The 23,812-nt window shown below is 58.5% G+C and carries 21 protein-coding genes and 1 tRNA gene; 7 read left to right on the plus strand and 15 right to left on the minus strand.

The annotated features are described in order from the left end of the window. Positions 1-125 precede the first annotated feature (125 nt). On the plus strand, positions 126-1,760 hold the full coding sequence (mqo, locus tag HMPREF3140_RS15045) for a malate dehydrogenase (quinone) (protein ID WP_032411987.1): 1,635 nt from the start codon (positions 126-128) through the stop codon (positions 1,758-1,760). A 66-nt stretch (positions 1,761-1,826) separates the two neighbouring features. Here mqo and eco read toward each other — a convergent pair whose 3' ends face one another. From eco to HMPREF3140_RS15070, 5 genes are all read right to left on the minus strand, one after another. Beyond that, positions 1,827-2,318 carry a serine protease inhibitor ecotin gene (eco, locus tag HMPREF3140_RS15050; RefSeq protein WP_032411985.1) on the minus strand — a complete coding sequence of 164 codons (492 nt, stop codon included), beginning with the start codon at positions 2,316-2,318 and terminating at the stop codon, positions 1,827-1,829. Between the two features lie 174 nt (positions 2,319-2,492). Beyond that, a complete protein-coding gene (locus HMPREF3140_RS15055) occupies positions 2,493-3,602 on the minus strand; it encodes an AI-2E family transporter (protein WP_002912992.1) in 1,110 nt (369 codons plus the stop codon). Between the two features lie 184 nt (positions 3,603-3,786). Then, a tRNA-Pro gene (locus HMPREF3140_RS15060) sits at positions 3,787-3,863 on the minus strand. 76 nt (positions 3,864-3,939) lie between these two features. Next, on the minus strand, positions 3,940-5,700 hold the full coding sequence (yejM, locus tag HMPREF3140_RS15065) for an LPS biosynthesis-modulating metalloenzyme YejM (protein ID WP_002912990.1): 1,761 nt from the start codon (positions 5,698-5,700) through the stop codon (positions 3,940-3,942). A gap of 18 nt (positions 5,701-5,718) precedes the next feature. Further along, positions 5,719-5,946, minus strand: coding sequence for a YejL family protein (locus HMPREF3140_RS15070; protein ID WP_004195346.1), 228 nt, complete (start codon positions 5,944-5,946; stop codon positions 5,719-5,721). 186 nt (positions 5,947-6,132) lie between these two features. Between HMPREF3140_RS15070 and yejK the strand changes: the two genes are divergently transcribed. Beyond that, positions 6,133-7,140: a nucleoid-associated protein YejK gene (gene yejK, locus HMPREF3140_RS15075; protein WP_004144267.1), complete on the plus strand. Its 1,008-nt coding sequence runs from the start codon at positions 6,133-6,135 to the stop codon at positions 7,138-7,140. A gap of 19 nt (positions 7,141-7,159) precedes the next feature. On the opposite strand, the gene HMPREF3140_RS15080 is transcribed toward yejK, so the two are convergent. Continuing rightward, entirely contained in the window at positions 7,160-7,921 is a 762-nt protein-coding gene (locus HMPREF3140_RS15080) for a DeoR/GlpR family DNA-binding transcription regulator (RefSeq protein WP_014343355.1), read from the minus strand. Positions 7,922-8,003: 82 nt separating this feature from the next. On the opposite strand from HMPREF3140_RS15080, the gene HMPREF3140_RS15085 reads away from it, so the two are divergent. Beyond that, positions 8,004-8,600: an NUDIX domain-containing protein gene (locus HMPREF3140_RS15085; RefSeq protein ID WP_004144265.1), complete on the plus strand. Its 597-nt coding sequence runs from the start codon at positions 8,004-8,006 to the stop codon at positions 8,598-8,600. Between the two features lie 18 nt (positions 8,601-8,618). Here the strand turns inward: HMPREF3140_RS15085 and HMPREF3140_RS15090 are convergent, their stop codons facing one another. Further along, positions 8,619-9,905: a serine hydrolase domain-containing protein gene (locus HMPREF3140_RS15090; RefSeq protein ID WP_032411983.1), complete on the minus strand. Its 1,287-nt coding sequence runs from the start codon at positions 9,903-9,905 to the stop codon at positions 8,619-8,621. 104 nt (positions 9,906-10,009) lie between these two features. Between HMPREF3140_RS15090 and HMPREF3140_RS15095 the strand changes: the two genes are divergently transcribed. Then, on the plus strand, positions 10,010-10,897 hold the full coding sequence (locus HMPREF3140_RS15095; protein WP_032411981.1) for a LysR family transcriptional regulator: 888 nt from the start codon (positions 10,010-10,012) through the stop codon (positions 10,895-10,897). A gap of 58 nt (positions 10,898-10,955) precedes the next feature. Here the strand turns inward: HMPREF3140_RS15095 and rplY are convergent, their stop codons facing one another. Beyond that, the gene (gene rplY, locus HMPREF3140_RS15100; RefSeq protein WP_004189006.1) at positions 10,956-11,240 is read right to left on the minus strand and encodes a 50S ribosomal protein L25; all 285 of its coding nucleotides are present in this window, start codon (positions 11,238-11,240) and stop codon (positions 10,956-10,958) included. Between the two features lie 136 nt (positions 11,241-11,376). Beyond that, a complete protein-coding gene (locus tag HMPREF3140_RS15105) occupies positions 11,377-13,134 on the minus strand; it encodes a DEAD/DEAH box helicase (RefSeq protein WP_032411979.1) in 1,758 nt (585 codons plus the stop codon). Positions 13,135-13,281: 147 nt separating this feature from the next. Between HMPREF3140_RS15105 and rsuA the strand changes: the two genes are divergently transcribed. From rsuA to HMPREF3140_RS15120, 3 genes are all read left to right on the plus strand, one after another. Continuing rightward, positions 13,282-14,001 carry a 16S rRNA pseudouridine(516) synthase RsuA gene (gene rsuA, locus HMPREF3140_RS15110; RefSeq protein WP_002912977.1) on the plus strand — a complete coding sequence of 240 codons (720 nt, stop codon included), beginning with the start codon at positions 13,282-13,284 and terminating at the stop codon, positions 13,999-14,001. Next, positions 13,998-15,194, plus strand: a complete 1,197-nt coding sequence (locus tag HMPREF3140_RS15115; protein WP_023280364.1) for a Bcr/CflA family multidrug efflux MFS transporter — start codon at positions 13,998-14,000, stop codon at positions 15,192-15,194. Before rsuA ends, HMPREF3140_RS15115 begins: the two co-directional genes overlap by 4 nt. Positions 15,195-15,525: 331 nt before the next feature. Further along, positions 15,526-15,870, plus strand: coding sequence for a YejG family protein (locus HMPREF3140_RS15120; RefSeq protein WP_002912974.1), 345 nt, complete (start codon positions 15,526-15,528; stop codon positions 15,868-15,870). A 3-nt stretch (positions 15,871-15,873) separates the two neighbouring features. Here HMPREF3140_RS15120 and yejF read toward each other — a convergent pair whose 3' ends face one another. From yejF to mepS, 6 genes are all read right to left on the minus strand, one after another. Further along, complete coding sequence (gene yejF, locus HMPREF3140_RS15125) at positions 15,874-17,463, minus strand: microcin C ABC transporter ATP-binding protein YejF (RefSeq protein ID WP_070553028.1); 1,590 nt, start codon at positions 17,461-17,463, stop codon at positions 15,874-15,876. A gap of 1 nt (position 17,464) precedes the next feature. Next, positions 17,465-18,490, minus strand: coding sequence for a microcin C ABC transporter permease (locus tag HMPREF3140_RS15130; RefSeq protein WP_002912972.1), 1,026 nt, complete (start codon positions 18,488-18,490; stop codon positions 17,465-17,467). Then, a complete protein-coding gene (locus tag HMPREF3140_RS15135; RefSeq protein ID WP_004200501.1) occupies positions 18,490-19,584 on the minus strand; it encodes a microcin C ABC transporter permease YejB in 1,095 nt (364 codons plus the stop codon). The genes HMPREF3140_RS15130 and HMPREF3140_RS15135 overlap by 1 nt, the downstream gene beginning before the upstream one ends. Positions 19,585-19,593: 9 nt before the next feature. Beyond that, entirely contained in the window at positions 19,594-21,399 is a 1,806-nt protein-coding gene (locus HMPREF3140_RS15140) for an extracellular solute-binding protein (RefSeq protein WP_032411977.1), read from the minus strand. Between the two features lie 68 nt (positions 21,400-21,467). Then, on the minus strand, positions 21,468-23,030 hold the full coding sequence (locus tag HMPREF3140_RS15145; RefSeq protein WP_002912968.1) for a cyclic di-GMP phosphodiesterase: 1,563 nt from the start codon (positions 23,028-23,030) through the stop codon (positions 21,468-21,470). 188 nt (positions 23,031-23,218) lie between these two features. Then, a complete protein-coding gene (gene mepS, locus HMPREF3140_RS15150) occupies positions 23,219-23,788 on the minus strand; it encodes a bifunctional murein DD-endopeptidase/murein LD-carboxypeptidase (protein WP_002912967.1) in 570 nt (189 codons plus the stop codon). Positions 23,789-23,812 lie beyond the last annotated feature (24 nt).

A 23,812-nucleotide genomic window follows, 5' to 3' on the forward strand; every position in this document is an offset into this window, starting at 1 on the left:
ATCTCAAAACAGAACTTAAAATTTAAACAATATTTAAATTTTTGAGCTTCGGTGGTAACGTGAGGGGTGAGAATCGTATCACCTGCGCTAAATAAAAACAGCGAGTAAAGTAAGGCTCAAATCCGATGAATAAAAAGATGGCCGTACCACGCTCACAGGCGGTTGGTCCCAACAGCACTCGGACCAACACCCGCCATGAGCAAGAGACGGATGTATTGTTGATTGGCGGCGGCATTATGAGCGCCACACTGGGAACCTGGCTGCAGGAGCTTGAGCCAGACTGGTCTATTACCATGGTTGAGCAGATGTCCAGCGTGGCGGAAGAGAGCTCAAACGGGTGGAATAATGCGGGTACCGGCCACGCGGCGCTGATGGAGCTGAACTACACGCCGCAGACCGCCAACGGCATCAATATCGACAAAGCGGTCGACATCAACGAAGCCTTCCATATCTCGCGTCAGTTCTGGGCGCATCAGGTGACGCGCGGCGTCCTGAACAAACCAAAATCTTTCATTAACAGCGTGCCGCACATGAGCTTTGTGTGGGGCGAAGATAACGTCAACTTCCTGCGTGCGCGCTACGCGGCGCTGCAGCAAAGTGAACTGTTCCGCGGTATTCGCTATTCTGAAGACCATCAGCAGATCAAAGCCTGGGCGCCGCTGGTGATGGAAGGCCGCGACGCGTTGCAAAAGGTCGCCGCCACTCGCTCAGAAGTGGGAACCGACGTCAACTATGGTGAAATTACCCGCCAGCTGATCGCCGGTCTGCAAAAGCATGATAATTTCTCCCTACAGCTGGGCACCGTGGTGCGTCGCTTCAAGCGCAACGCCGACAAGAGCTGGACGGTCACCCTGGCGGATGCCGACAATCGTCGTCAGAAGCGGGTCATTAAAGCCAAATTTATCTTTATCGGCGCCGGCGGCGCAGCGCTGACCCTGCTGCAGGAGACCGGCATTCCGCAGGCCAAAGAGTATGCGGGCTTCCCGGTCGGCGGCCAGTTCCTGGTCTGCGAAAATCCGGAGGTGGTGAACCACCATCTGGCGAAGGTCTACGGTCAGGCCGAAGTGGGCGCGCCGCCGATGTCGGTGCCGCACATCGATACCCGTATTATCGACGGTAAACGCGTGGTGCTGTTCGGACCATTCGCCACCTTCTCGACCCGTTTCCTGAAGAACGGTTCGCTGTGGGATCTGCTGGCCTCGACGAATACCTCAAATATTTTGCCAATGCTCAACGTCGGCCTGGACAACTTCGATCTGGTAAAATATCTGATTAGCCAGGTGATGCAGAAAGATAAAGATCGTCTGGCCGCGCTGTGCGAATATTATCCGGAAGCGCGGAAAGAGGACTGGCGGTTGTGGCAGGCCGGTCAGCGCGTGCAGATCATTAAGCGCGACGCGAAGAAGGGCGGGGTACTGCGCCTGGGCACCGAAGTGGTCAGCGATGATGAAGGCACCGTCGCGGCGCTTCTCGGCGCGTCGCCAGGGGCCTCCACCGCGGCGCCTATTATGCTGCAGCTAATGGAAAAAGTGTTTAAAGATAAAGTCAATTCGCCGGAATGGCAGGCCAAGCTGAAGGCGATCATCCCAACCTACGGTATTCGTCTTGACGGCAATCCGGCGGAGATCGAGAAAGCGCTGGCGTGGACCAGTGAAGTGCTGGAGCTGAAATATGAGCCAGCTGGGGCGGTGGATGAGGTACCGCAGGCGGAGCTGAAGCCGCTGAGCGGCGGCAAGCCGATGGCGGATATCGCGCTCTGATAAACGCTCTGACAAAAACGGCAGCCTGCGGGCTGCCGTTTTTTATTGCCGTTTGCGCTGTTCGCCTTAGCGGACGACGGCGTTGCCGATAGTCTCGTCGGCGCGCCAGATGCGATATTTCACATCGACATTGCTCGGCGTGTATACCACGATCGGCAGTTTGCTGTTGTAGCGCAGCATGGCGTCATCCCCGAGGCCGGCAGTGACAAATTTCTTCTCTTTTTTGCCGTCCGGGCAGGCCATCATGGTGGATACCTGGCCGCTCAGCTTCTCAAAGACATAGTAATCATAGCCCCAGCCTTCCAGGGTTTTACTTTCCAGTTCCCCGCCGAGACGATGATGGTTGCAGTCGACTTCCAGCGTCTGGCCGATCATCAGCTCAACCTTGAGCGCCGACTCATCCTGCTGCTGCGGCAGCTGAATAACCTGACGCTTCATGCCTTTTTCCGCTTTCGGGAACGGCGCGACTTTTTCCAGCGGCTGGTCTGCGGCCAATGCGCCAGCGGACATGCAGGCGGCGGTCAGCAGAGAAACGGCTAGCGTAGTGATTTTTTTCACGGTTGATCATCCTTTATTTTCGTTCCTGACAGAGATAGCCTATCATCACTCAGCTGAATGTTAAGATTTATTTACCAATTTTTGCAAAATGAATAGTGTTATCTACTGGTAAGACATCGGCCGCGCAGAGCGCAACAGAGGCGCTGGCGGGCCGCCAGCCCCCTGCCGGGAAAGCTATTCATTACGGCTATTTTTCGCTTCCTCAATAAACTCTTCATCGATTTCATCGGTATTGCCGGCATGTTCTCGTCCCGACAGCAGGTTCCAGCAGGCGATAAACAGGGCGGCGATCAGCGGCCCGATCACGAAGCCGTTGATACCGTAGATCTCCATGCCGCCCAGAGTGGCGATAAGGATCAGATAGTCCGGCATCCTGGTATCCTTGCCCACCAGCAGTGGACGCAGAATGTTATCCACCAGGCCAATCACAATCACAAAGAAGCCGACGATAAAGGCGCCCTGCCACAGCTGGCCGGTGGCGAAGAGGTAGATGGCCGCTGGCACCCAGATAATGGCCGAGCCCACCGCCGGGATAAGCGACAGAAACGCCATCAGCGCTCCCCAGAGAATGCTGCCGTCCAGACCGGCGATCCAGAAGGCAAAGCCACCCAGCGCCCCCTGCGCCAGCGCCACGGCGACGGTACCTTTTACCGTGGCGCGGGCCACAGCGGCGAATTTAGCGAACAAATGCTGCTTCACATAGCTTGATAACGGTAGAGACTCGAGGATCAACAGCACCAGATAAGGTCCATCCTTCAGCAGGAAAAACAGCAGATACAGCATGATGCCGAAGCTGACGGTGAAGCCAAAAGTCCCTTTGCCAATCAGAAACGCGCTGCCGGCCAGATACTGACCGCCTTTCAGAGCGGCATCAGAGAGCTGCTGCTGGATCTGCTGCGCGCTATCAAGGTTATGATCGGCGAGGAAGCTTCTGGCCCAGCCGGGAAGATGGGCGAACAGGCTGGCGACCACCGTCGGAAACTGGGTGTCGTTATGCTGCAGTTTGCTGTACACCAGGTTGAGCTCGTAGGCCAGCGAGGAGAGAATGATAGCCAGCGGCGTAAAAACGATAAGACAGATAATGACGATGGTCATCAGCGCCGCGAGGCCATTGCGCTCGCCGAGGCGGGTACGGATCTTGTTTTTGACCGGATTAAAAATCACCGCGAGGATCGCAGCCCAAAGGATGGCGGAATAATAGGGTGAGAGAACATCAAAAAAGGCCAGGGTTACAATGAAGACGATAAGGATGAAAAATCCTTTGGTAAGTCCATTAACTCTCATGTTATCCGCTCCTGCTTATGAGTCATACGGTCGAATAATAGATGCTACGACGTAATTTACCATCAGGATAGTCGTACATCTTCACGATACATTGAAGAAAGGGCACAAATTAAGCGAGCGGGCGGCAACAGGGGAAACAGGCATAAAAAAACCAGCCTTAAAAGGCTGGTTTCTGTGGAGTTTTTGGTCGGCACGAGAGGATTTGAACCTCCGACCCCCGACACCCCATGACGGTGCGCTACCAGGCTGCGCTACGTGCCGACGCGTGGGGAACAATATTACCCGTTCCCCAGGCGAATGCAAGCGGGTCACGCGCGATTGATTCATAATTAATCAATCAGTTAGCGATAAAGCGTTTTTCGTCAGTCAGGACCTGCAGCAACAGGCTGAGCTGCGGTTTCTGATCTTTAATTTTCTCGCCGTCGCGGCTCCAGGTGGTATAGGTGCCGTTATGGTTGAGGACCACGGTGATGGTCGGGGTGGTGATGGCCAGCGTATCGCCGTTGGCCGCGGTGACCCAGTTACGACGCCGCGCGGCGCTGAACAGATCTTCTCCCTGCGAGTACTCATTGGCCGGCGTCGAAACGTGAAGCAGGCGCTGCATCAGCGTAGTCATCACATCTTTGTTATCGGTCAGGGTGGCAATCTCCTGCGCCGGCGTGCCCGGCCAGTGAATAACCAGCGGCACCTGCAGCTGCTCGCGCGACCAGTCGAACGCGTCGTGTTTCGCATTCAGCGGCTTGCCGTGGCCGCCGGTAATAATTACCACCGTATTATCGAGTTTGCCGGCTTCGCGCAGCGCAGTCAGCACCCGATCGATCTGGGCATCAACGTCGCCTGCCGCCTTGCTGTAGCGGCGGACAAAGCCCTGCTGCTGCGTGTCGTCGAGAGTGGTGCCATTGAGCGAGATCCACGAGAACCAGCGATTCTCATCCTGCGCGTAACGGTCCAGCCAGCCGATCCACTGATTGGCCGTCTGCTCGTCGCTCTGGGTCTTCGCGCTCGGCAGCGAGAAATCGGAGAGCAGCGCCTGGCGATACAGCGGGCTGCTAAACCCATCGGAGGAGAAGAGGCCCAGCTGGTAGCCTTGCTGGTTGAGGGCAGTAATCAGCGCGGCGGGAATACGCGCCGAGAGGACACCGTCCATATAGCCAGGCGAAATACCGTAGAACAAGCCAAACAGGCCGCTGTCGGCGGTATTGCCCGAGCTCATATGCTGGGTAAAGTTAACGTTTTCTTTGGCAAATGCCGCCAGCGCCGGCATGGTCTTTTCAAACCGCGAGTAGTTCAGGTTGTCGACGGTGATCAGCAGCACGTTGTAGCCCGCGCCGAGGTCACGGTAGCGCAGGTTGCTAAGCGGATACTGGACCGATACCGCCTCCGGCGCCCCTTGCTCCACCAGACGACGCTGATAATCCTGGGCGTCGAGCAGGCCATGTTTCTCAAGGAAACGACGGGCGGTCATCGGATAGGAGAGCGGCAGATTCGCCCGCTGCATAGTGATCGGGCGATAGAAATTGGCGTCCGCCCAGATATAGACCAGGTGGCTGCTGACGAACGACAAAAAGAAGAACCAGGCGACCGGGCGGGCGTAATGGCGGCGGCGCGTCAGGCTGCGCAGCTTTTGCCAGCTCCAGGTGGCGAAGAGCATTTCAATCAAGAAGATGACCGGGACGCTGATAAACATCAGCTGCCAGTCGCGCGCCATCTCATTCTGGTCAGGGTTGATGACCAGCTCCCAGACGACCGGGTTTAAGTGCAGATGGAAGCGGGTAAAAACCTCGCTGTCTATCAGCAGCAGCGTCATCCCGGCGGTGGCAAGGATCACCGACAGGAAGCGCATCAGGCGCTGCGAGACCACGATAAAGGTCAACGGAAAGAGGATCAGCACATAGCTGGTAAACACCAGAAAGCTGAAATGCCCGACGAGACTGACGTACGAAAACAGTCGTCCGGCAAGCGTCGTCGGCCAGTCGGCGACAAAAAGGTAGCGGCTGCCGAGCACCATGGCCAACAACATGTTGAACAGGGCGAACCAGTGCCCCCAGCTAACCATCTGGGAGACTTTTTCTCGGTAGGGCTGACGTAGAGTCACCATATACTGTTGCTGTTATCCTTAATGCGCTGGATCGTCGTTAATCGAAGATTGCAAAGCCTGCGCGAAAGAACGGGCGATGGCCTGACGCTGCGCCGGCGCGACGCTACTGTTGATCAGGTTGGTCACCATATTGCCTAACACCATCAGTGAAAGGTCCACCGGGGCTTTGTGTGATTCCAGGACGTTCGTCAGCTCGCTGAGCAACTGTTCGACCTGTTGATCGCTATAGCGGGAAATTTGCGGCATAAACTCAAAATCTGTTTGTTCGTGAAAGGGCAACATATTACCGTAGCAGCAGCTTTTTTTCCGCATTTTTTCGCCGCGGCGCAAAAGCGCATCAATCGACGTTAACGACGTCGAAATGTGTGGCGCCAGTTGCGTCGGCCACCCGGCGGTGGTTGAATACCGCCCGGTCTAAAAGGAGAGTTTAACATGAGTCTGGATATCGACCAGATTGCCCTGCATCAGTTAATCAAACGTGATGAACAAAATCTGGAGCTGGTGCTGCGCGAGTCACTGCTGGAGCCGAACGCGACGGTCGTCGAGATGATGGCTGAACTGCACCGGGTCTATAGCGCCAAAAGCAAAGCCTATGGCTTGTTCAATGAAGAGAGCGAACTGGCCCAGGCGCTGCGCCTGCAGCGTCAGGGGGAAGAAGAGTTTCTGGCGTTTAGCCGCGCGGCGACCGGTCGCCTGCGCGATGAGCTGGCGAAATACCCGTTCGCCGAAGGAGGCATTGTCCTCTTCTGCCAGTATCGTTACCTTGCGGTCGAGTATCTGCTGGTGGCGGTACTCAATAACCTGAGCAGTATGCGCGTCAACGAAGAGCTGGATATCCGCTCGACCCATTATCTGGATATTAACCATGCCGATATCGTCGCGCGCATCGATCTCACCGAGTGGGAAACCAACCCGGAGTCGACCCGCTATCTGACCTTCCTGAAAGGGCGGGTAGGGCGCAAAGTGGCCGATTTCTTTATGGATTTCCTCGGCGCCAGCGAAGGGCTTAACGCCAAAGCGCAGAACCGCGGCCTACTGCAGGCGGTGGATGACTTCGCCGCCGATGCCCAGCTTGATAAATCCGAGCGACAGAACGTGCGCCAGCAGGTCTACGCCTACTGCAACGAACAGCTGCAGGCTGGGGAAGAGATTGAGCTGGAGTCGCTGTCCAAAGAGCTCGCCGGCGTCAGCGAAAAGAGCTTCCAGGAATTCACCGCTGAGCAGGGCTATGAGCTGGAAGAGAGCTTCCCGGCGGATCGCAGCACCTTACGTCAGCTGACCAAGTTTGCCGGCAGCGGCGGCGGATTGACCATTAACTTCGACGCCATGCTGCTGGGCGAACGCGTATTCTGGGATCCCGCCACTGATACCCTGACCATTAAGGGTACCCCGCCGAATCTGCGCGACCAGCTGCAGCGCCGGACGTCAGGCGGCAATTAAGCCCTGCGCCACGGCGGCGCTACCGCTGAACGGGGACGATCTCCACGCCGCTCTGCACCAACTGTTGGCGCAGCGCGGCGTCGGGTTCTCCATCGACAATCAGCGTACTGGCGAGGCTCAGCTCGCCGATGGCAAAGGCCGACGCGGCGTTGAGCTTTTCCCGGGAGGCCATTACCACGGTTTCTGCCGCCCTGGCCGTCAGCGCGCGCTTGATGCCTGCCTCTTCGTAATCACCGGTGGTGAAACCCGCCCGCGGGTGGACGCCGGTCACCCCCATAAAGAACAGATCGGCGTTGATCCGCGCCATTCCCGCCAGCGTCTCGGCGCCGACGGCGACAACCGAATGTTTAAATACTCTGCCGCCGAGCAGGATCACCTCGATTCGCGGATGGTCCACCAGCGCCACGGCGATGCCAGGGCTGTGGGTGACCACCGTGCAGCTGAGGTCGGCGGGTAAAAAGCCGATCATCGCCGCGGTGGTGGTGCCGCCATCGACAATCACCACCTGTCCCGGCTGGATCATGGCGGCGGCGGCGCGGGCGACCGCCTGCTTGGAGTCGATCTGCACGCTTTTGCGCGTTTCAATTGGCGCAATGGCGGCGGAAACCGGCAATGCCCCGCCATGGACCCGCTGCAGTTTTCCCTCCGCCGCCAGCTCGCGCAGATCGCGGCGAATGGAGTCCTCGGAGACGTTAAACCGCTGGCTTAGCTCCCCGGACATCACCTGTTTTTCCTCGGTGAGGATCTGGAGGATCTGCTGTTTTCTCTGACTGGCGAGCATCGGTTTTCCTTCATCGAATGATCTTGTTTGTGCACGATTATGCATGTTATGGTGCCTGCTGTCACCTCAAAGGGGAAATAACATGCAAACACATGCACCGCACGTCCGCCACGTTCGCGAGACGCTGCTCTCGGATAACTGGTACACGTTGAAAAAATATACCTTCGAACTGCTGCGTCGGGACGGTCGCTGGCAGGAGCAGAGCCGCGAGGCTTATGACCGGGGCAACGGCGCAGTCATTTTACTCTACAACCGGGAAAAGCGGACGGTGGTCCTGACCCGTCAGTTCCGTTTTCCGGTATTTACTCATGGCCACGACGGATATCTCATTGAGGCGGCTGCCGGGCTGTTGGATAACGCCTCGCCGGAGGCGCGGATCGTTGCCGAAGCGGAAGAGGAGACCGGCTTTCGCGTGACCCGTGTCGAACCCGTCTTCACCGTCTTTATGAGCCCCGGCTCCGTCACCGAAAAACTCTACTTTTTTATCGCCGAATATCAGGCCGATGACCGTCGGGGCGACGGCGGCGGACTGGCGGCGGAAGGTGAGGACATTGAAGTACTGGAGTGGCCGCTGACGCGGGCGCTGCAGGCCATTCGCGATGGCGAGATCATGGATGCTAAAACCATTATCCTGCTGCAACACCTGGCGCTGAATGCCGACACGCTCCTCGCCGGCTGAGCGGCAAGGAGCGGGGAGTTAACGCAGCTCGCGGGCAATGGCGCTGTACATCAGCGCCGCTTCCAACGGCTGAGCGTTGAAGGAAGGTTCCGCCTGCGGCCAGGTCGACCATTGGACGATCACCAGGTGTTCCGCGCGGTTCACCATGATCACCTGGCCGTAGATCCCCAGCGCCCACAGCGACCCTTTAAGCCCTTCCTGCGGCGTCGGCTGGACGTTTTGCGCATTCGCCGGAATCGCGTTATTCCACCACTGATAGCCGTAAATACCCTCCGGATGCGCTGCCGAGACCGAGTTTAGCGCCTTGGTCCAGCTGGCGGCTTGATCGAACCAGCCAGTCGGCACCAGCTGTTTGCCATTGCTTAACCGACCGTCACGGGCGACGAATTCACCAAAGCGGCCCCAGTCTTCAAGGGTGGCGTTAAAGCCGTGGGCGCCGACGTCGTGCTTCCCTTGCTGATAAGCATGCCACACGCCGTCGTGGGCCATCCCGGCCGGCTGCCATAGAGCCTGTTCAAGCCAGGCGGCCAGCGACATGCCGGTGGCGCGCTCCAGGATATCCCCAAGCAGCCAGGCGCCGCCGGAAGAGTAGGACCACTGCTCGCCCGCCGGGTGTTGACGCGCCAGGCCGGTGACGATCTTACGCACGCAGGCATAGGCGCCGGGGTGCGCTTCACACTGGGTCAGGCGGGCGAAATGCGACTGCGGGTCGGTGTAGTCTTCATTCCATTCCACCCCGCTGGTGTGTTGAATCAACTGCTTCAGCGTTACGCCGTCCCAGGCGGTGCCTTTCAGTTCGGGTTCATAAACGGTAATCAGGTCATTAAGGGAGTGGATTTTACCCTGTTGAATGGCGATACCGACCAGCGTCGAGACCACCGATTTGCCTACCGAGCGCGAGGTCCACAGGGTGGTGTCGGTATTACCTTCGGCGAGATATTTCCAGGCGACTTTACCATCTTTCAGCACCAGCATACCGCTGACGTTCTCGCGCTTCAGGTAATCCTGCAAATTCCAGGTGTGGCCGTTGAGCGTATAGCGGGCATCGGTCAGTTGTTTTTCACCGCGCTCCAGCGGCGTCGAGGCGCCGTGGCGGAAGACATCGCCGGCATAGTTGCGATAGTCATTGCGAAAGCCAATCACGCGTGAAGTCTGATCCCAGCTGAGCATGTCTTTGGCCGCGGGTAGCGTTTGATCGTAAGGCGTTGGGCAGACATCCAGCGTCAGGCTGCCGCAGTGTTGCGCCATTGCCGCCGCCGGCAGCGCCGCCAATATTAACGCCAGGGCCAGTGGTTTTCTTATCATTGTCATTTCCTCGTTTGCCATAGATTCGCTGCGCAGTATATAAATCGGCGCGCGCCGGCTAAAATCAGCACATGGGGGATTTTCCCCCTTAAGGGAGAAAAAGGATGAAAACCCTACAGTATTCATTCGCACAGATTGAAGCCTTCGCGACGATTGCTGAGACCGGCAGCCTGTCGCAGGCGGCCATTCGTTTAGCTAAAGACCGGACCACGCTGCGCGATCTGCTGGACTATCTGGAAGATGCGCTGGGCTACCGGCTGTTCAGCCGTGAAGGACGTAGCCTGACGCTAACCGCCGAGGGCGAGCAGCTGTTTCGCCAGGCGCATCTGCTGTTGCGTCAGGCGCAGGCTTTCGAGTCTTTTGCGCAAACGCTGCCGCAAACCACCGGGCAGGCGCTGCGTCTGGTGTACGATCCCTTCGTGCCGCGTGAATTTCTCTGTGCGCTGGCCGATAACCTGGCCCGACGGCAGATCCGCCTGAGCTGCTGGAGCGCCTCGCGTCGCGAAGCCGAGCAGGCGCTGAGCGATGGCGTGGCGGAGATGGCGATTTGTCAGGCTAACAACCGCACGCTGGGGAGCGAAATGGAGTGGCGGGCGCTCGGCACCGTGGATCTGCGTTTCTACGCGGCGGACAGCCTGTTCCACGACGCTCCGCGGCCGCTGACGCTATTGAATCTTTCGTTGACGCCGCAGTTAGTGATGCACCGGCGCAGTGACGATCAAATCGCCCGCCGGCTGCAGATTTCCGGCCATACGTTGTATATGAATGAAATTACCCTGTTGCGCCATGCGCTGGAGCAGGGGAGGGGCTGGGGGTTTTTACCGGACCATTTGCGGCCAGGCGAGTGGCAGGGAGTCAGTGAAATCGCGACGGAGGTCGGCAGTCAGGGGCTGAACGTCACTATGGTGATGCTCTGGCTGCCCGGAATGAATAAGCATCGGATGCTTAGCGACATCGTGCACGAGGCGCCGGAGCTTTGGCTGCGCAGATAACAAAACGCCCCGGAGCCTGAGACCCCGGGGCGCTTGCCATACAACTTGCTATCGGCGATTACGCGCGAACGAAGTCGATGTGAGTCAGTTTCGGCTTGAACGCGTGGCGCTGAACAGCCTGAACTTTGACTTTTTCTTCTTTGCCATCAACAACGACGGTCAGAACTTCGCTGTAAAACTCAGCTTTGTCCTGCATGTTCCATACTTTGTCGTGGTCCAGTTCGATAGCAACCGGAGCAGCTGCGCCACCGTAGATGATTGCCGGGAACTTGTTAGCTGCGCGCAGGCGGCGGCTCGCACCCTTACCCTGCTCTTTACGTACTTCTGCGTTGATAGTAAACATTGATGTCTCTCTATATATAAAGCCTGCTACAGGCGACCCAGCAACAGGCGGATTATCTGCTTTGCGAATGCAAAAGCGGGCGGCATTATAGCCGCCAAACGACACCCGGGCAATCAAAACCTCAGCTTTCCGGTAATTAACGCAGCTCGTTGGCGCGACGAAAACGCCCCTGATAATCGAACACTTTTTCCCGCACCTGCCAGTACTGCCCCTTCATGCGGGCGACGACAAAGTCCGGATGGCGCAGCAGCGCCTGCTGGGTCACGATATCCGCCGGCGTTATCCAGCGCAGCGGCACCCCGGGGGTGCGGGTATGCGGGCGAATAAACAGTTGTTCGAAGGCGGTGCGCTGGGCGGGGGTCTGCAGACGGAAGCGCTCACTGACATCCGCCCCGTCTTCATCGTAGTAGGTGATTTTCAGCCACGGGCCCTTCTCGTCGCCGCCGTGCTGCAGGGCCATGCCGCTGCAGCGCAGCACCAGCGCGTCCTTCAGTTTCAGCGCCGCCTTCAGCATATCGTCCGGGTCAACCAGTATAGTGTCGCACTCCCGGCAACGGCGGGCGGCGATGTCGTTTTCCGCATTACACTGCGGGCAGTTTTTAAAGCGAAAGCGGAAGTCGCACTGTTCGCGGTGGCCGTCGTCATCTTCGAACCACCCCTGGCAGCGGCGGCCAAAGTGTTCAATCAAGGTGCCGTCGGCGGTGGTTTTGCCCCAGAAGGTATTGGCGAAGCCGCAGGCTGGGCAGAAGACCTGCACCGGCACGTTGTCGCTTTTGCCCTTCGGCGTCCCTACTTCCGGGGCATACAGGTCATGCGGATTGCCGGCGTAGTCGAGGATCAGACAGTCGGTTTTCCCCGGCGCCAGGCGCAGACCGCGGCCAACGATCTGTTGGTAAAGACTCACCGACTCGGTGGGGCGGAGGATGGCGATCAGGTCGACGTGCGGGGCGTCGAAGCCGGTGGTCAGCACCGCGACGTTCACCAGATAGCGATACGCCTGCGCTTTAAAGGCCTCGATGATGCGATCCCGCTCCGGCCCAGGCGTTTCGCCGGTGATCAGCGCCGCCTGGCCTACCGGCAGCAGGCCGGTCACTTCCCGGGCGTGTTCCACGGTGGCGGCAAAGATCATCACCCCTTTGCGGTTTTCGGCGAACTCCACGATCTGGCTGACAATATGCGGCGTGATACGCTGTTGTTTTTTCAGCTCATGGTTAAGATCGGCTTCGCTGAACAGGCCGTTGCTTTGCGCCTGCAGGCGGCTGAAATCGTACTGCACCACCGGCATATCGAGGCGCTCCGGCGGCGTCAGATAGCCGTGTTTAATCATATAGCGCAGCGGTAGCTCATAGATGCAGTCGCGGAACAGGGCCTTTTCATCGCCGCGCACCATCCCATGATAATGGAACTGATAGATCCAGCCCTTGCCAAGGCGGAACGGCGTGGCCGTCAGGCCGAGCAGCCGGATCTGCGGATTGACCTGCCGCAGGTGACCGATGATCTGCTGATACTGGCTGTCGTCATCATCGCTGATGCGGTGGCATTCATCGACGATGAGTAGCGAAAATTCGCTGCGAAACTGGTCGATATTGCGCGCCACCGACTGCACGCTGCCGAACACCACTTTGCCGTGGCTCTCTTTTCGCTGCAGACCGGCGGCGAAGATATCCGCCTCGAGGCCAAGGGCGCAGTATTTGGCATGGTTCTGCGCCACCAGCTCTTTGACATGGGCCAGCACCAGCACGCGGCCGCGCGCCAGCCTGGCAAGCTCGGCGATCACCAGACTTTTGCCCGCGCCGGTGGGCAGGACAATCGCCGCCGGCTCGGTATGGCGACGGAACCAGGCGAGGGTGGCATCGACGGCTTCTTGTTGGTAAGGACGTAATGTAAAAGTCATGAATTCACGGGGCTAATTAACTGGCGAATAGTATGCCATGAATCTTTTCCCTTGAGTGGTGTTAAGAGCCCGTTATACTAGCCGGTGAAATTCTTCTTTTTCGGGCGATTTGCCCGCTCCAGCACTATGACAGGCTAAAAAAATCTCATGCGACTTGATAAGTTTATCGCTCAGCAGCTGGGCGTCAGCCGGGCTATTGCCGGGCGTGAAATTCGCGGCAGCCGCGTTACCGTGGACGGCGACATTGTGAAAGATGCCTCTTTTAAGCTCCAGCCGGAGCACGAGGTGGAGTATGACGGAAATACGCTGACCCAGCAGAATGGCCCGCGTTACTTTATGCTCAACAAGCCGCAAGGGTACGTCTGTTCCACCGACGATCCCGATCATCCGACTATCCTTTATTTCCTCGACGAGCCGGTGGCGCATAAGCTGCACGCCGCCGGACGGCTGGATATCGACACCACCGGGCTGGTGCTGATGACCGATGACGGCCAGTGGTCGCATCGCATTACCTCGCCGCGCCACCACTGTGAAAAAACCTATCTGGTGGCGCTGGAAAGCCCGCTGGCGGAAGGGACCGCGGAGCTGTTCGCCAAAGGCGTTCAGCTGCATAACGAAAAAGATCTCACCAAACCGGCGTTGCTGGAAGTTATCACTCCGACCGAAGTGCGCCTCACCATCAGCGAAGGCCGCTACCATCAGGTGAAACGCATGTTCGCCGCCGTGGGCAACCACGTGGTTGGCCTGCATCGGGAACGCATCGGCGACATCCTGCTGGATGAATCGCTGGCGCCGGGTGAATATCGTCCGCTGACGGAAGCGGAAATCGCCAGCGTGGGCGCCCCGCAGCCACGGAGTAAAACGTGACGCTGAAGCAGAATTCTTCACTGGGGATTGTGTTTATCCTTGGCCTGCTGGCCATGCTGATGCCGCTGTCTATTGATATGTATCTTCCGGCCCTGCCGGTGATTGCCGCCCAGTATAACGTCCCGGACGGCAGCGCGCAGATGACGCTCAGCACCTATATCCTCGGCTTTGCGCTGGGTCAGCTGCTGTACGGCCCGATGGCGGACAGCCTTGGCCGCAAGCCGGTGATCCTCGGCGGGACGCTGGTCTTCGCGGCGGCGGCGGTAGCCTGCGCCCTGTCGCAAACCGTCGATATGCTGATTGTCATGCGTTTCTTCCACGGACTGGCAGCCGCGGCGGCCAGCGTGGTGATTAACGCCCTGATGCGCGACATCTATCCGAAAGATGAGTTTTCGCGCATGATGTCGTTTGTCATGCTGGTCACGACCATTGCGCCGCTGGTGGCGCCGATGGTCGGCGGGGCGGTGTTGGTCTGGTTCAGCTGGCATGCCATCTTTTGGATCCTCGCCCTGGTGGCCCTGCTGGCCTCGCTGATGATCGGCCTGTTTATCCGCGAAACGCTGCCGGCTGAAAGGCGTCAGCCGTTCCATCTGCGCACCACGCTGGGTAACTTTGCCACTCTGTTCCGCCACAAGCGGGTACTGAGCTATATGCTGGCGAGCGGCTTTAGCTTCGCGGGCATGTTCTCTTTCCTTAGCGCCGGTCCCTTTGTCTACATCAATATAAACCACGTCGCGCCTCAGCACTTTGGCTACTATTTTGCGCTGAACATCGTTTTTCTGTTTCTGATGACCATGTTCAACAGCCGGTTTGTGCGGCGGGTAGGGGCGTTGCGTATGTTCCGCGCCGGGCTGTGGATCCAGTTTGCCATGGCGGTGTGGATGGTGGTCTGCGCGCTGCTGGATGTCGGTTTCTGGTCACTGGTGATCGGCGTAGCGGCCTTTGTCGGCTGCGTATCCATGGTGTCGTCTAACGCCATGGCGGTGATCCTCGATGAGTTTCCGCATATGGCAGGCACTGCTTCGTCGCTGGCGGGGACTTTCCGTTTCGGTATCGGGGCGATTATCGGCGCGCTGCTGTCGATGGCGACGTTTACCAACGCCTGGCCGATGCTGATCTCTATTGCCTTCTGCGCAACCTGCTCTATTTTCTTCTCGCTTTACGCATCCCGGCGGCGAAAAATCGCACGCTAGGTCACATTTTCAGGGGCGAAATCGCCCCTTTCTTGATGCATGTCAACCGCAATGGGCTTCAGGGTTCTGCGATTTGTTTCCTTTATGTAAAATCAATTAGTGTAAAAAGTCGCATTGTTGCGATAAAAAAGTTGTTTTGGATCACAGAAACGGGTACATATAGCGCCAATCGGCTCGCCGGGTATAAAAAATAAAGCGCTGGATTATAAGCGCTTAACCCTGGTCCGCCGCCGCTGTAAACGTTTTCTGCCTCAAGGCAGGACTATTTGTCAACAGTGTGTTAATATTGATGTAAATTTATTGTGAAGCCTTTTGCTTCCGGGGAAACCAAGTGAATACACAACAACTCTCTATCGTACACCGTCTGCCGCAGAGCTATCGCTGGCTGGCCGGTTTTGCGGGTTCCAGAGTTGAACCGATTCCGCAAAACGGCGCGCAGAACGAGAACAGTCTCGTTGCCCTGAAATTGCTGAGCCCGGACGGTGAGAAAGCCTGGCCGGTGATGCATAAGCTCAGCCAGGCGTTAAGCGACATCGAAGTCGACTGTTCCGTGCTGGAGTGCGAAGGCGAACCCTGCCTGTTCGTTAACCTGCAGGATGAGTTTGCCGCCACCTGTCGTCTGAAAAACTTTGGCGTGGCCATCGCCGAGCCCTTCTCCGGCAATAACCCTTTCTGACCGTCAGCTTAGCGCCAGCAGCTGGCGGGTATACTCATGCCGGGGTGCGCTGAAGACGGACTTGCACTCGCCCTGTTCGACCACCTCTCCCTGACGCAGCACCATTACCTGGTGACACAGCGCCCGCACCACGCCTAAATCATGGCTGATAAAAATATAGGCCAGCTGATGCTTTCGCTGTAAGGCTTTCAGCAGGTTCAGGATCTGCGCCTGAACGGTTTTGTCCAGCGATGAGGTCGGTTCATCGAGGACGATCAGCTGCGGTTTGACGATCAACGCTCTGGCGATGGCGATACGCTGTCGCTGGCCACCGGAGAACGCCGCCGGATAGTGCTGGCGGCTGGCCGGGTCGAGGCCGACCTCCTGCATGGCAAGGATCACCGCCTGTTCGCGTTCGGCCGCCGTCAGCGTCGGCTGGTGGACGCGCAAGCCTTCCTCAATGATCTGCTGCGCCGTGAGGCGCGGATTGAGCGACGAGTTCGGATCCTGAAAAACCACCTGCATCTGTCGGCGCAGCGGTAGCAGCTGTCGGCGGTTACGCCCCTGAATCGGCTGGCCGGCGAAGGTTATCTTGCCCCCGGACGGGATCAGGCGCAGCAGGGCCAGGCCGGTGGTACTTTTACCGGAACCCGATTCCCCCACCAGGCCCAGCGTCTCGCCGGCGCGCAGCTGAAAGCTGAGGCTGTTGACCACCCGATGATGATCGACCACCCGACGCAGGATCCCTTTGCGAACGGGAAACGCCACCTTTAAATCGTCCGCCTGCAGCAGCACCGGGGCATCGGCGGCCAGCGGCACAGGCTCCCCGTCCGGCTCGCTATCCAGCAGGCGTTGGGTGTAGGGATGCGCTGGCGCGCTGAACAGCGCCCGACAGTCATTGTGTTCCACGCAGCGGCCGTTCTGCATTACCGCCACCCGGTCAGCCAGCTGGCGGACGATGCTCAGGTTATGAGTGATAAACAGCAGCCCCATGTTCAGCTCCTGCTTCAGCTCGCGCAGCAGTTGCAGAATTTGCGCCTGCACCGATACGTCCAGGGCGGTAGTCGGCTCGTCGGCGATCAGCAGCTCCGGGCGAGTCAGCAACGCCATGGCGATCATCACCCGCTGGCGCTCGCCACCGGAGAGCTGATGCGGATAGTCCGCCAGCCGCCGCGGCGCCTGACGGATCCCGACGCGCTCCAGGCAGTCGAGGATCTCCCCGCGCGCCGCCTGTTTGCGCATTCCCCGGTGTAACGACAGCACCTCGTAGAGCTGTTTTTCCAGGGTGTGCAGGGGATTGAGCGATACCATCGGCTCCTGAAAGATCATCGCGATCCGGTTGCCGCGCACGCCGCGCAGGGTCGCCTCATCCGCATGCAGCAGCGACTGGCCATGAAAACGGATGTCACCGCTGGGGTAGCTGGCCGGCGGGGTAGGGAGCAGCCGCAGCACCGACAGGGCGGAGATGCTCTTACCTGAGCCGGATTCGCCCACCAGCGCCAGCGTTTCGCCGACCGCCACCTCGAGCGACAGATTATGCACCACGGTCTGCGTCTCGCCCTGCTGGCGAAAGGCAATAGAGAGATTGTCGATAGCTAATAGCGGGTGGGTCATATTACACCGCCTTACTCGGGTCAAAGGCGTCGCGAACCGCTTCACCGATAAAAATCAGTAGCGTCAGCAGCACGGCGACGGAGAGAAATGCGGCAATGCCCAGCCAGGGCGCCTGCAGGTTGTTTTTGCCCTGCAGCAGCAGCTCGCCGAGGGAGGGCGAGCCGAGCGGCAGGCCGAAGCCGAGAAAATCCAGCGACGTCAGGGTGGTAATGGAGCTGCACAGGATAAAGGGCAGGAAGGTGAGGGTCGCCACCATCGCGTTGGGCAACATATGCCGCAGGATGATCTGCCGGTCGCTAACCCCTAACGCCTGCGCCGCCCGAACATAGTCGTAGTTGCGGGTGCGGAGAAATTCCGCGCGCACCACGCCCACCAGCGTCATCCAGCCAAAGAGAACGGTGATTGCCAACAGCCACCAGAAGCCCGGCTGCACGACGCTGGAGAGCAGGATGATCAGGAACAGCGTTGGCATGCCGGACCAGACTTCGATAAAGCGCTGCCCCCACAGGTCGATTTTACCGCCGTAGTAACCCTGTATCGCTCCGGCCAGCACCCCCAGCACGCTGGAGAACAGCGTCAGCAGCAGACCGAAGAGCACCGAGATGCGTGTCCCATAGAGGATCCGCGCCAGCACATCGCCGCCGTTGGCGTCGGTGCCGAGCCAGTTGCTGGCCGAGGGCGGCGATGGAAAGGGAACCGTGCTGGCAAAATTAATTGTCGTCGCGCCGAAGCGCACTGGCGGCCATAGCGCCCAGCCGTGAGTCGCCAGCTGCTGCTGCAGCCAGGGATCCTGATAGTCGGCGGCGGTGGCGAACGCGCCGCCGAAGGTTTGCTCGGTGTAGTTTTTTAACACCGGGACGTACAGCTGGCCCCGGTACTGCACCAGCAGCGGGCGGTCGTTGGCCAGCAGCTCGGCGCCCAGGCTGCAAAGGAAGAGAATTAAAAACAGCCACAGCGACCAGTAGCCGCGACGGTTGTGGCGAAAGCGCGCCCAGCGGGCCTGATTAACGGGACTGAAGAAAGACATTAGCGGCCCTCAAAATCAATGCGCGGGTCGACCAGCGTATAGCTGATATCGCTGACGATATTCAGCAGCAGGCCAATCAGAGTGAAAATATAGAGCGTGCCAAACATCACCGGATAGTCGCGGGAGACCGTCGCTTCATAGCCCAGCAGACCCAGGCCGTTTAGCGAGAACATCACTTCGATCAGCAACGAGCCGGTAAAGAACATACTGATAAAGGTGGCCGGGAAGCCGGCGATTACCAGCAGCATGGCGTTACGGAACACGTGTCCCCAGAGGATCTGTTTCTCACCAACGCCTTTGGCGCGGGCGGTGACCACATACTGTTTGCGGATCTCGTCGAGGAAGCTGTTTTTGGTCAGCATAGTCAGCGCGGCAAAGCCGCCAATTACCGTCGCCAGCACCGGCAGGGTGATGTGCCACAGGTAGTCGAGGATCTTCTGATACCAGGGGAGGGTGTCGAAATTTGGCGAGACCAGACCGCGCAGCGGGAAGAGGTCGAAATAGCTGCCGCCGGCAAAAATCACGATCAGCAGGATGGCGAACAGAAAGGCAGGGATCGCATAGCCAATGATAATCAGTGTACTGCTCCAGATATCAAAGCGGCTGCCGTTGCTGACCGCTTTGCGGATGCCCAGCGGAATGGAGACCAGATAGATAATCAGCGTGCTCCACAGCCCGAGGCTCACCGAGACCGGCAGGCTGTCTTTAATCAGCTGCAGCACGGAGGCGCTGCGAAACAGGCTGTCGCCGAAATCAAAGCGCAGATAATCGCCCAGCATCTTCAGATAGCGTTCGTGCAGCGGTTTATCGAAGCCGTAGCGGTGGGTGATCTCGGCGATGACTTCCGGGTCGAGGCCGCGCCCGCCGCGATAGTGACCCTCGCTGATATTGCCTGCGCCGGTGCGGGCATGGCTGGCGCCCATCCCGCCGTCGCCAGCCCCCGGCATCCCGCCGCGCTGATTAAACTCGATGGCGGCGATGGCCTGATCGACCGGGCCGCCAGGCGCGATCTGGACAATAAAAAAGTTAATGGTGATGATGGCCCACAGGGTGGGGATGACTAACAGCAAACGGCGGATCAGGTAGCTGCCCATGGGATGTCCTTAGCGTCTGTCCGCGGGGAGGGTGGCCGCTTTGTTCACGTCGTACCACCAGGTATCGAGGCCGGACGAATAGATGGGGCGGGTCGCGGGGAAAGAGAACTTATTCCACCACGCGGTGCGGTCCTGCGCCATATACCACATCGGCAACATGTAGTTATTCCAGGTCAGCACACGATCCAGCGCCCGACCGAGAGGGATCAGTTTCTGCTTATTGCCCTGCCACTGCAGGATCTGCGCAATCAGCTTATCCACTACCGGGCTTTGCACCCCCGGCGCGTTGTAGCTGGAGTGAATATAGTCGGACGCCCAGGAGATTTGCAGGTCGGTCCCCGGCCAGGGCATGGCGCGCCACAGGCTTGGCATCATGTCGTAATCCCGGCTGCGGCGGCGGTTGCTGTACTGCGAATTATCAACCTGACGAATATCCATGACGATCCCCAGACGCTGTAGGTTGTGCTGAAACGGCAGCACCCAGCGGTCATTGCCCCCGGCCGGCAGCAGTAGCTCAAAGCGCAGCGGCTTGCCGGTGGCGGCGTTGACCCGGCGCTGGTTCTTCACCGTCCAGCCCGCCGCATTGAGCAGGGCGTCGGCTTTGAGTAAGTTGGCGCGATCGAAGCCATCGCCGCGGGAGACCGGCGGCTGGTAAACCTGGCTGAAGAGCTCCGGGGGCAGTTCGTTTTTCATCGGCGTCAGCAGGGCCAGCTCGGCTGCGTCGGGCAGGCTGCGGGCGGCATATTCGGTGTTCTGGAAATAGCTGTTGGCGCGCTGATAGGCGCTGTAAAACAGCGCCTTGTTCATCCATTCGAAATCGAACGCCAGGGTAATGGCCTGCCGCACCCGGCGATCGGCAAAAATCGGGCGCTGAATATTGAACGCCAGCCACTGGGTATCCTGCGCCGAGGTATTGGTATGCTCATCTTTAATGATGTAGCCGCGGCTGAAGTTGCGACCGACGTAGCGGGTAGCCCAGTTTTTGGCGACGGTCTCTTCCCGGCGATCGACGGCTCCCGCTTTAAAGGCTTCGAAAGCGACATTGTCGTCGAGATAATAGTCATAGCGCAGCGTATCGAAATTCCAGCGACCGCGGTTGACCGGCAGGTCGGCCGCCCAGTAGTCGGCGACGCGGGAATAGATAATATATTGCCCCATTCGCCAGGCGCTGATGCGGTATGGCCCGCTGGCCAGCGGCGGCTTCGACAGCGGGTCGCTGAGTTTGTGCTGGCGCCAGAACGCCTCGGGCATCACCGGCAGGCTCAGCAGACTCAGCATGTTCTCTTTGCCGGGCTGGCCGAGGTCAATACGCACGGTCAACGGCGCGATGGCCTTCACGGTGGTGCCTTTATAAAACAGGCGAAACTGCGGCACCCCTTCGGTCATAAACTTGTTGAAGGTAAACGCCACATCGCGGGCGGTGATCGGCGTGCCGTCATGGAAGCGGGCGTGCGGGTTGAGCGCGATCTCCATCCAGGAATAGTCCTCGGCATAGCGCGCCCGCTCGGCAATCAGCGGGTAGTAGCTGCCGGGCTCATCATCCGAGGTGGTGAACAGGGTATCGTAGAGCGCCTCCGTGCGTACCGCGGGGTTGCCGCGCATCGCATAACGGTTGAAGTTATCAAAGGTGCCGATCGCCGCCAGGGTGAGGGTGCCGCCTTTCGGCGCCCTGGGATTGACGTAATCAAAATGACTGAAACCGGCGGCGTATTTCGGTTCACCGATAATCGCGAAGGCTACGCTTTCCTGAATGGTTTGCGCCTTAGCGTCCAGGCTAAACAGAGCCAGCAGAATCAGAAAGAGGCGCGCATACATAGGCGGCAGAATACCCTGTCATGGCCGGCCCCCATGGCCGACATCCGTTCCCGCATCATAAGTGAGACTTAGCGCGTTGTGAAATAGTTCGCGGGTTCATCGTGCGCAGCCACCAGCCCGGCCAGCGACAGCGGTCGGCTGATCCAGTACCCCTGCAGGAAATGAACGCCCTGGCCGCGAAGCCACTCCGCCTGTTCCTGGGTCTCCACCCCTTCGGCGACGGTCATTAATTTCAGCCGGCGGCTGAGGGTCAGTACCGCATCCAGCACCGGCGAGGTTACTGTTTCAGTACCAATCGCCTGCACAAAACCGCGATCGATCTTCAGATAATCGAAGTTATAGCGTTCGAGATAGATCAGCGCGCTATGCCCGGTGCCGAAATCATCAATCGCGATTTCGAATCCCTGGCGGTGGAGCCAGGCGAAGTTAGCCATCGATTTTTCTTTATCAATCATCGCCCGCTCGGTTACCTCCAGCACCACGTGAAAGTGGTCGGCTGGCAGCGCGGCGGCGAAGCGCAGCATATCGTCGCGGAAGCTGTCGGCCTGCAGATGGGCAGGGGAAATATTCAGCCCCAGCTTCACGCCGCGCGGCAGAATACGCTTCAACACCGCAGCGTCGCTGGCGATCAGCGCGAGCAGGTGATGGGTTAGCGGCACGATCATCTGCTGGGTTTCGGCCAGGTTAATAAAAACGTCGGGCGGAATTTCACCAACCACCGGATGGCGCCAGCGCATTAGGACCTCCACGCCGCTGATACGTAGAGTCTGAGCATTAACCACCGGCTGATAAACGATGTAGAACTGGTTATTTTTGATCCCCAGCAGAATGGATTTTCGCGGATCCGATTTGATCGTCAGCACGTAATAGCAGAGCAGCCCCGCCAGCAGGCCGCAGACGACCCCGAGCAGCAGAGCAAACTGCGTATTTTCCGCCAGCCAGCTGTTGGCATACAGATAGACCTTCAGCGGTAAGCCCTCGATCTGTGCCTGGCGGATCGGCGCGTTATGCAGCGTTTGCGGATCCACCAGTCGATTACTGAAGGTGGAGATAGCGGTGTGATCGATGGCCAGCGCAATGCCGCTGAAATCGTTTTGCCGCGCGGAATAGAGGATATACGGCGTGAGATTAGCGTTAATCGACACGAAAATGCCGCTGTTTTGATCGCCGGGTTTACCTACCCACAGCGCCAGCGCCGCGCTCTTCGGCATCATCGGCGTGCCTGGTAAAATCGCCATAGCAACGGGTTTGCTGATATCGATGGCCGGGATCAGCTGGCTGAGGGGCGTATTCATGGCTCCCGTAGCCGATGAGCAAAAGGCGATGCCGTTTTTGACCAGCAGGAAAGCGCGGACGTTGGGGCTGAACGCGGCGTGGGAGGTAAGCCCGGAGTCAATATTCTCGCAGGGCTGGTCCACCAGCGGCTGCAGGCCGTCAATGGTCTGGCGCAGGTCGTGAAAATAGCTTTTCAGATAGGTATTAACATTGTTGATAATGGCGTCGAAACGCTCGGCCCGGTTATGGTAGATCACCATAAACTGAATGCTCCCGGCCAACAGCGCGACGATGATCCCCACGCTCAGGCTGGTTAACCAGGTTTTACGCTGGGGCGAAAAGTAGCGAGTAAGCATAGCCAGATTCTTTCCGTGTTATTGAAGCGCATCAACGGAGTGTCGGTCGTCGTTTTTCTCATTCCCACTTAAAAGACATAGCTTATTTTGCGACGTTGAGAACCAGGTGGCAAAAAAAAACACTGCCTGGGGCAGTGTTTTTTATCCCGCAGCCAGCCAAGGGATAACCGGCGGCGGTGGAGGACAGTTTACGAGCGGCTCAGGACTCGACGCGCTTCATTGTAGCGCTTTTTCCAGTATGGCTCATCCATGCTGGAGATAGTCACCCCGCTGCTGGTGGAGGCGTGAACAAACTGGTTGTTGCCGAGGTAGATCCCGACATGGCGGCCGGTAGAGCCGGCGCGAAACAGAACCAGATCGCCTGTCCGCAGTTGGGCACGGGAAATCGATTTTCCGGTTTCCTGCTGTTCAGAAGTTGAACGCGGCAGTTCCAGACCAAATTGTTCGCGGAAGGTGCGCTGCACAAACGCTGAGCAGTCGATACCCTTGCGGGTGCTGCCGCCGAGGCGGTAACGCACGCCTTTCCAGCTGGCATACTGATCCATTAAACGGGACTTTACGTCCAGGTTACGGACCATCGTTTCAAATTCATCCTGAGAGGCTTGCAGTGATGATAAATCGCCACTACCCACAGCATGCGTCTCAGAATGCATATTCCTGGCGGTACTTGTTGAACTACACGCGGAAAGCAGAACCGCTACTGCAATCGCGGGGGCTACCCGCAAGATATATCTCAAAATCGGCTGAGATTTGACCATGCTGTTTATTTTCCCTTGTTGTCC

The sequence above is a fragment of the Klebsiella sp. HMSC16A12 genome, assembly GCF_001808265.1.
GTDB classification, from domain to species: domain Bacteria; phylum Pseudomonadota; class Gammaproteobacteria; order Enterobacterales; family Enterobacteriaceae; genus Klebsiella; species Klebsiella pneumoniae.

Bases quoted from the DNA above. Each gene is read 5' to 3' on its own strand.
- mqo (WP_032411987.1), top strand. From the start codon at position 126: ATGAATAAAAAGATGGCCGTACCACGCTCACAGGCGGTTGGTCCCAAC.
- HMPREF3140_RS15055 (WP_002912992.1), bottom strand. From the start codon at position 3,602: ATGAGAGTTAATGGACTTACCAAAGGATTTTTCATCCTTATCGTCTTC.
- yejM (WP_002912990.1), bottom strand. From the start codon at position 5,700: ATGGTGACTCTACGTCAGCCCTACCGAGAAAAAGTCTCCCAGATGGTT.
- HMPREF3140_RS15070 (WP_004195346.1), bottom strand. From the start codon at position 5,946: ATGCCGCAAATTTCCCGCTATAGCGATCAACAGGTCGAACAGTTGCTC.
- yejK (WP_004144267.1), top strand. From the start codon at position 6,133: ATGAGTCTGGATATCGACCAGATTGCCCTGCATCAGTTAATCAAACGT.
- HMPREF3140_RS15080 (WP_014343355.1), bottom strand. From the start codon at position 7,921: ATGCTCGCCAGTCAGAGAAAACAGCAGATCCTCCAGATCCTCACCGAG.
- HMPREF3140_RS15085 (WP_004144265.1), top strand. From the start codon at position 8,004: ATGCAAACACATGCACCGCACGTCCGCCACGTTCGCGAGACGCTGCTC.
- HMPREF3140_RS15090 (WP_032411983.1), bottom strand. From the start codon at position 9,905: ATGATAAGAAAACCACTGGCCCTGGCGTTAATATTGGCGGCGCTGCCG.
- HMPREF3140_RS15095 (WP_032411981.1), top strand. From the start codon at position 10,010: ATGAAAACCCTACAGTATTCATTCGCACAGATTGAAGCCTTCGCGACG.
- rplY (WP_004189006.1), bottom strand. From the start codon at position 11,240: ATGTTTACTATCAACGCAGAAGTACGTAAAGAGCAGGGTAAGGGTGCG.
- HMPREF3140_RS15105 (WP_032411979.1), bottom strand. From the start codon at position 13,134: ATGACTTTTACATTACGTCCTTACCAACAAGAAGCCGTCGATGCCACC.
- rsuA (WP_002912977.1), top strand. From the start codon at position 13,282: ATGCGACTTGATAAGTTTATCGCTCAGCAGCTGGGCGTCAGCCGGGCT.
- yejF (WP_070553028.1), bottom strand. From the start codon at position 17,463: ATGACCCACCCGCTATTAGCTATCGACAATCTCTCTATTGCCTTTCGC.
- HMPREF3140_RS15130 (WP_002912972.1), bottom strand. From the start codon at position 18,490: ATGTCTTTCTTCAGTCCCGTTAATCAGGCCCGCTGGGCGCGCTTTCGC.
- HMPREF3140_RS15135 (WP_004200501.1), bottom strand. From the start codon at position 19,584: ATGGGCAGCTACCTGATCCGCCGTTTGCTGTTAGTCATCCCCACCCTG.
- HMPREF3140_RS15140 (WP_032411977.1), bottom strand. From the start codon at position 21,399: ATGTATGCGCGCCTCTTTCTGATTCTGCTGGCTCTGTTTAGCCTGGAC.
- HMPREF3140_RS15145 (WP_002912968.1), bottom strand. From the start codon at position 23,030: ATGCTTACTCGCTACTTTTCGCCCCAGCGTAAAACCTGGTTAACCAGC.
- mepS (WP_002912967.1), bottom strand. From the start codon at position 23,788: ATGGTCAAATCTCAGCCGATTTTGAGATATATCTTGCGGGTAGCCCCC.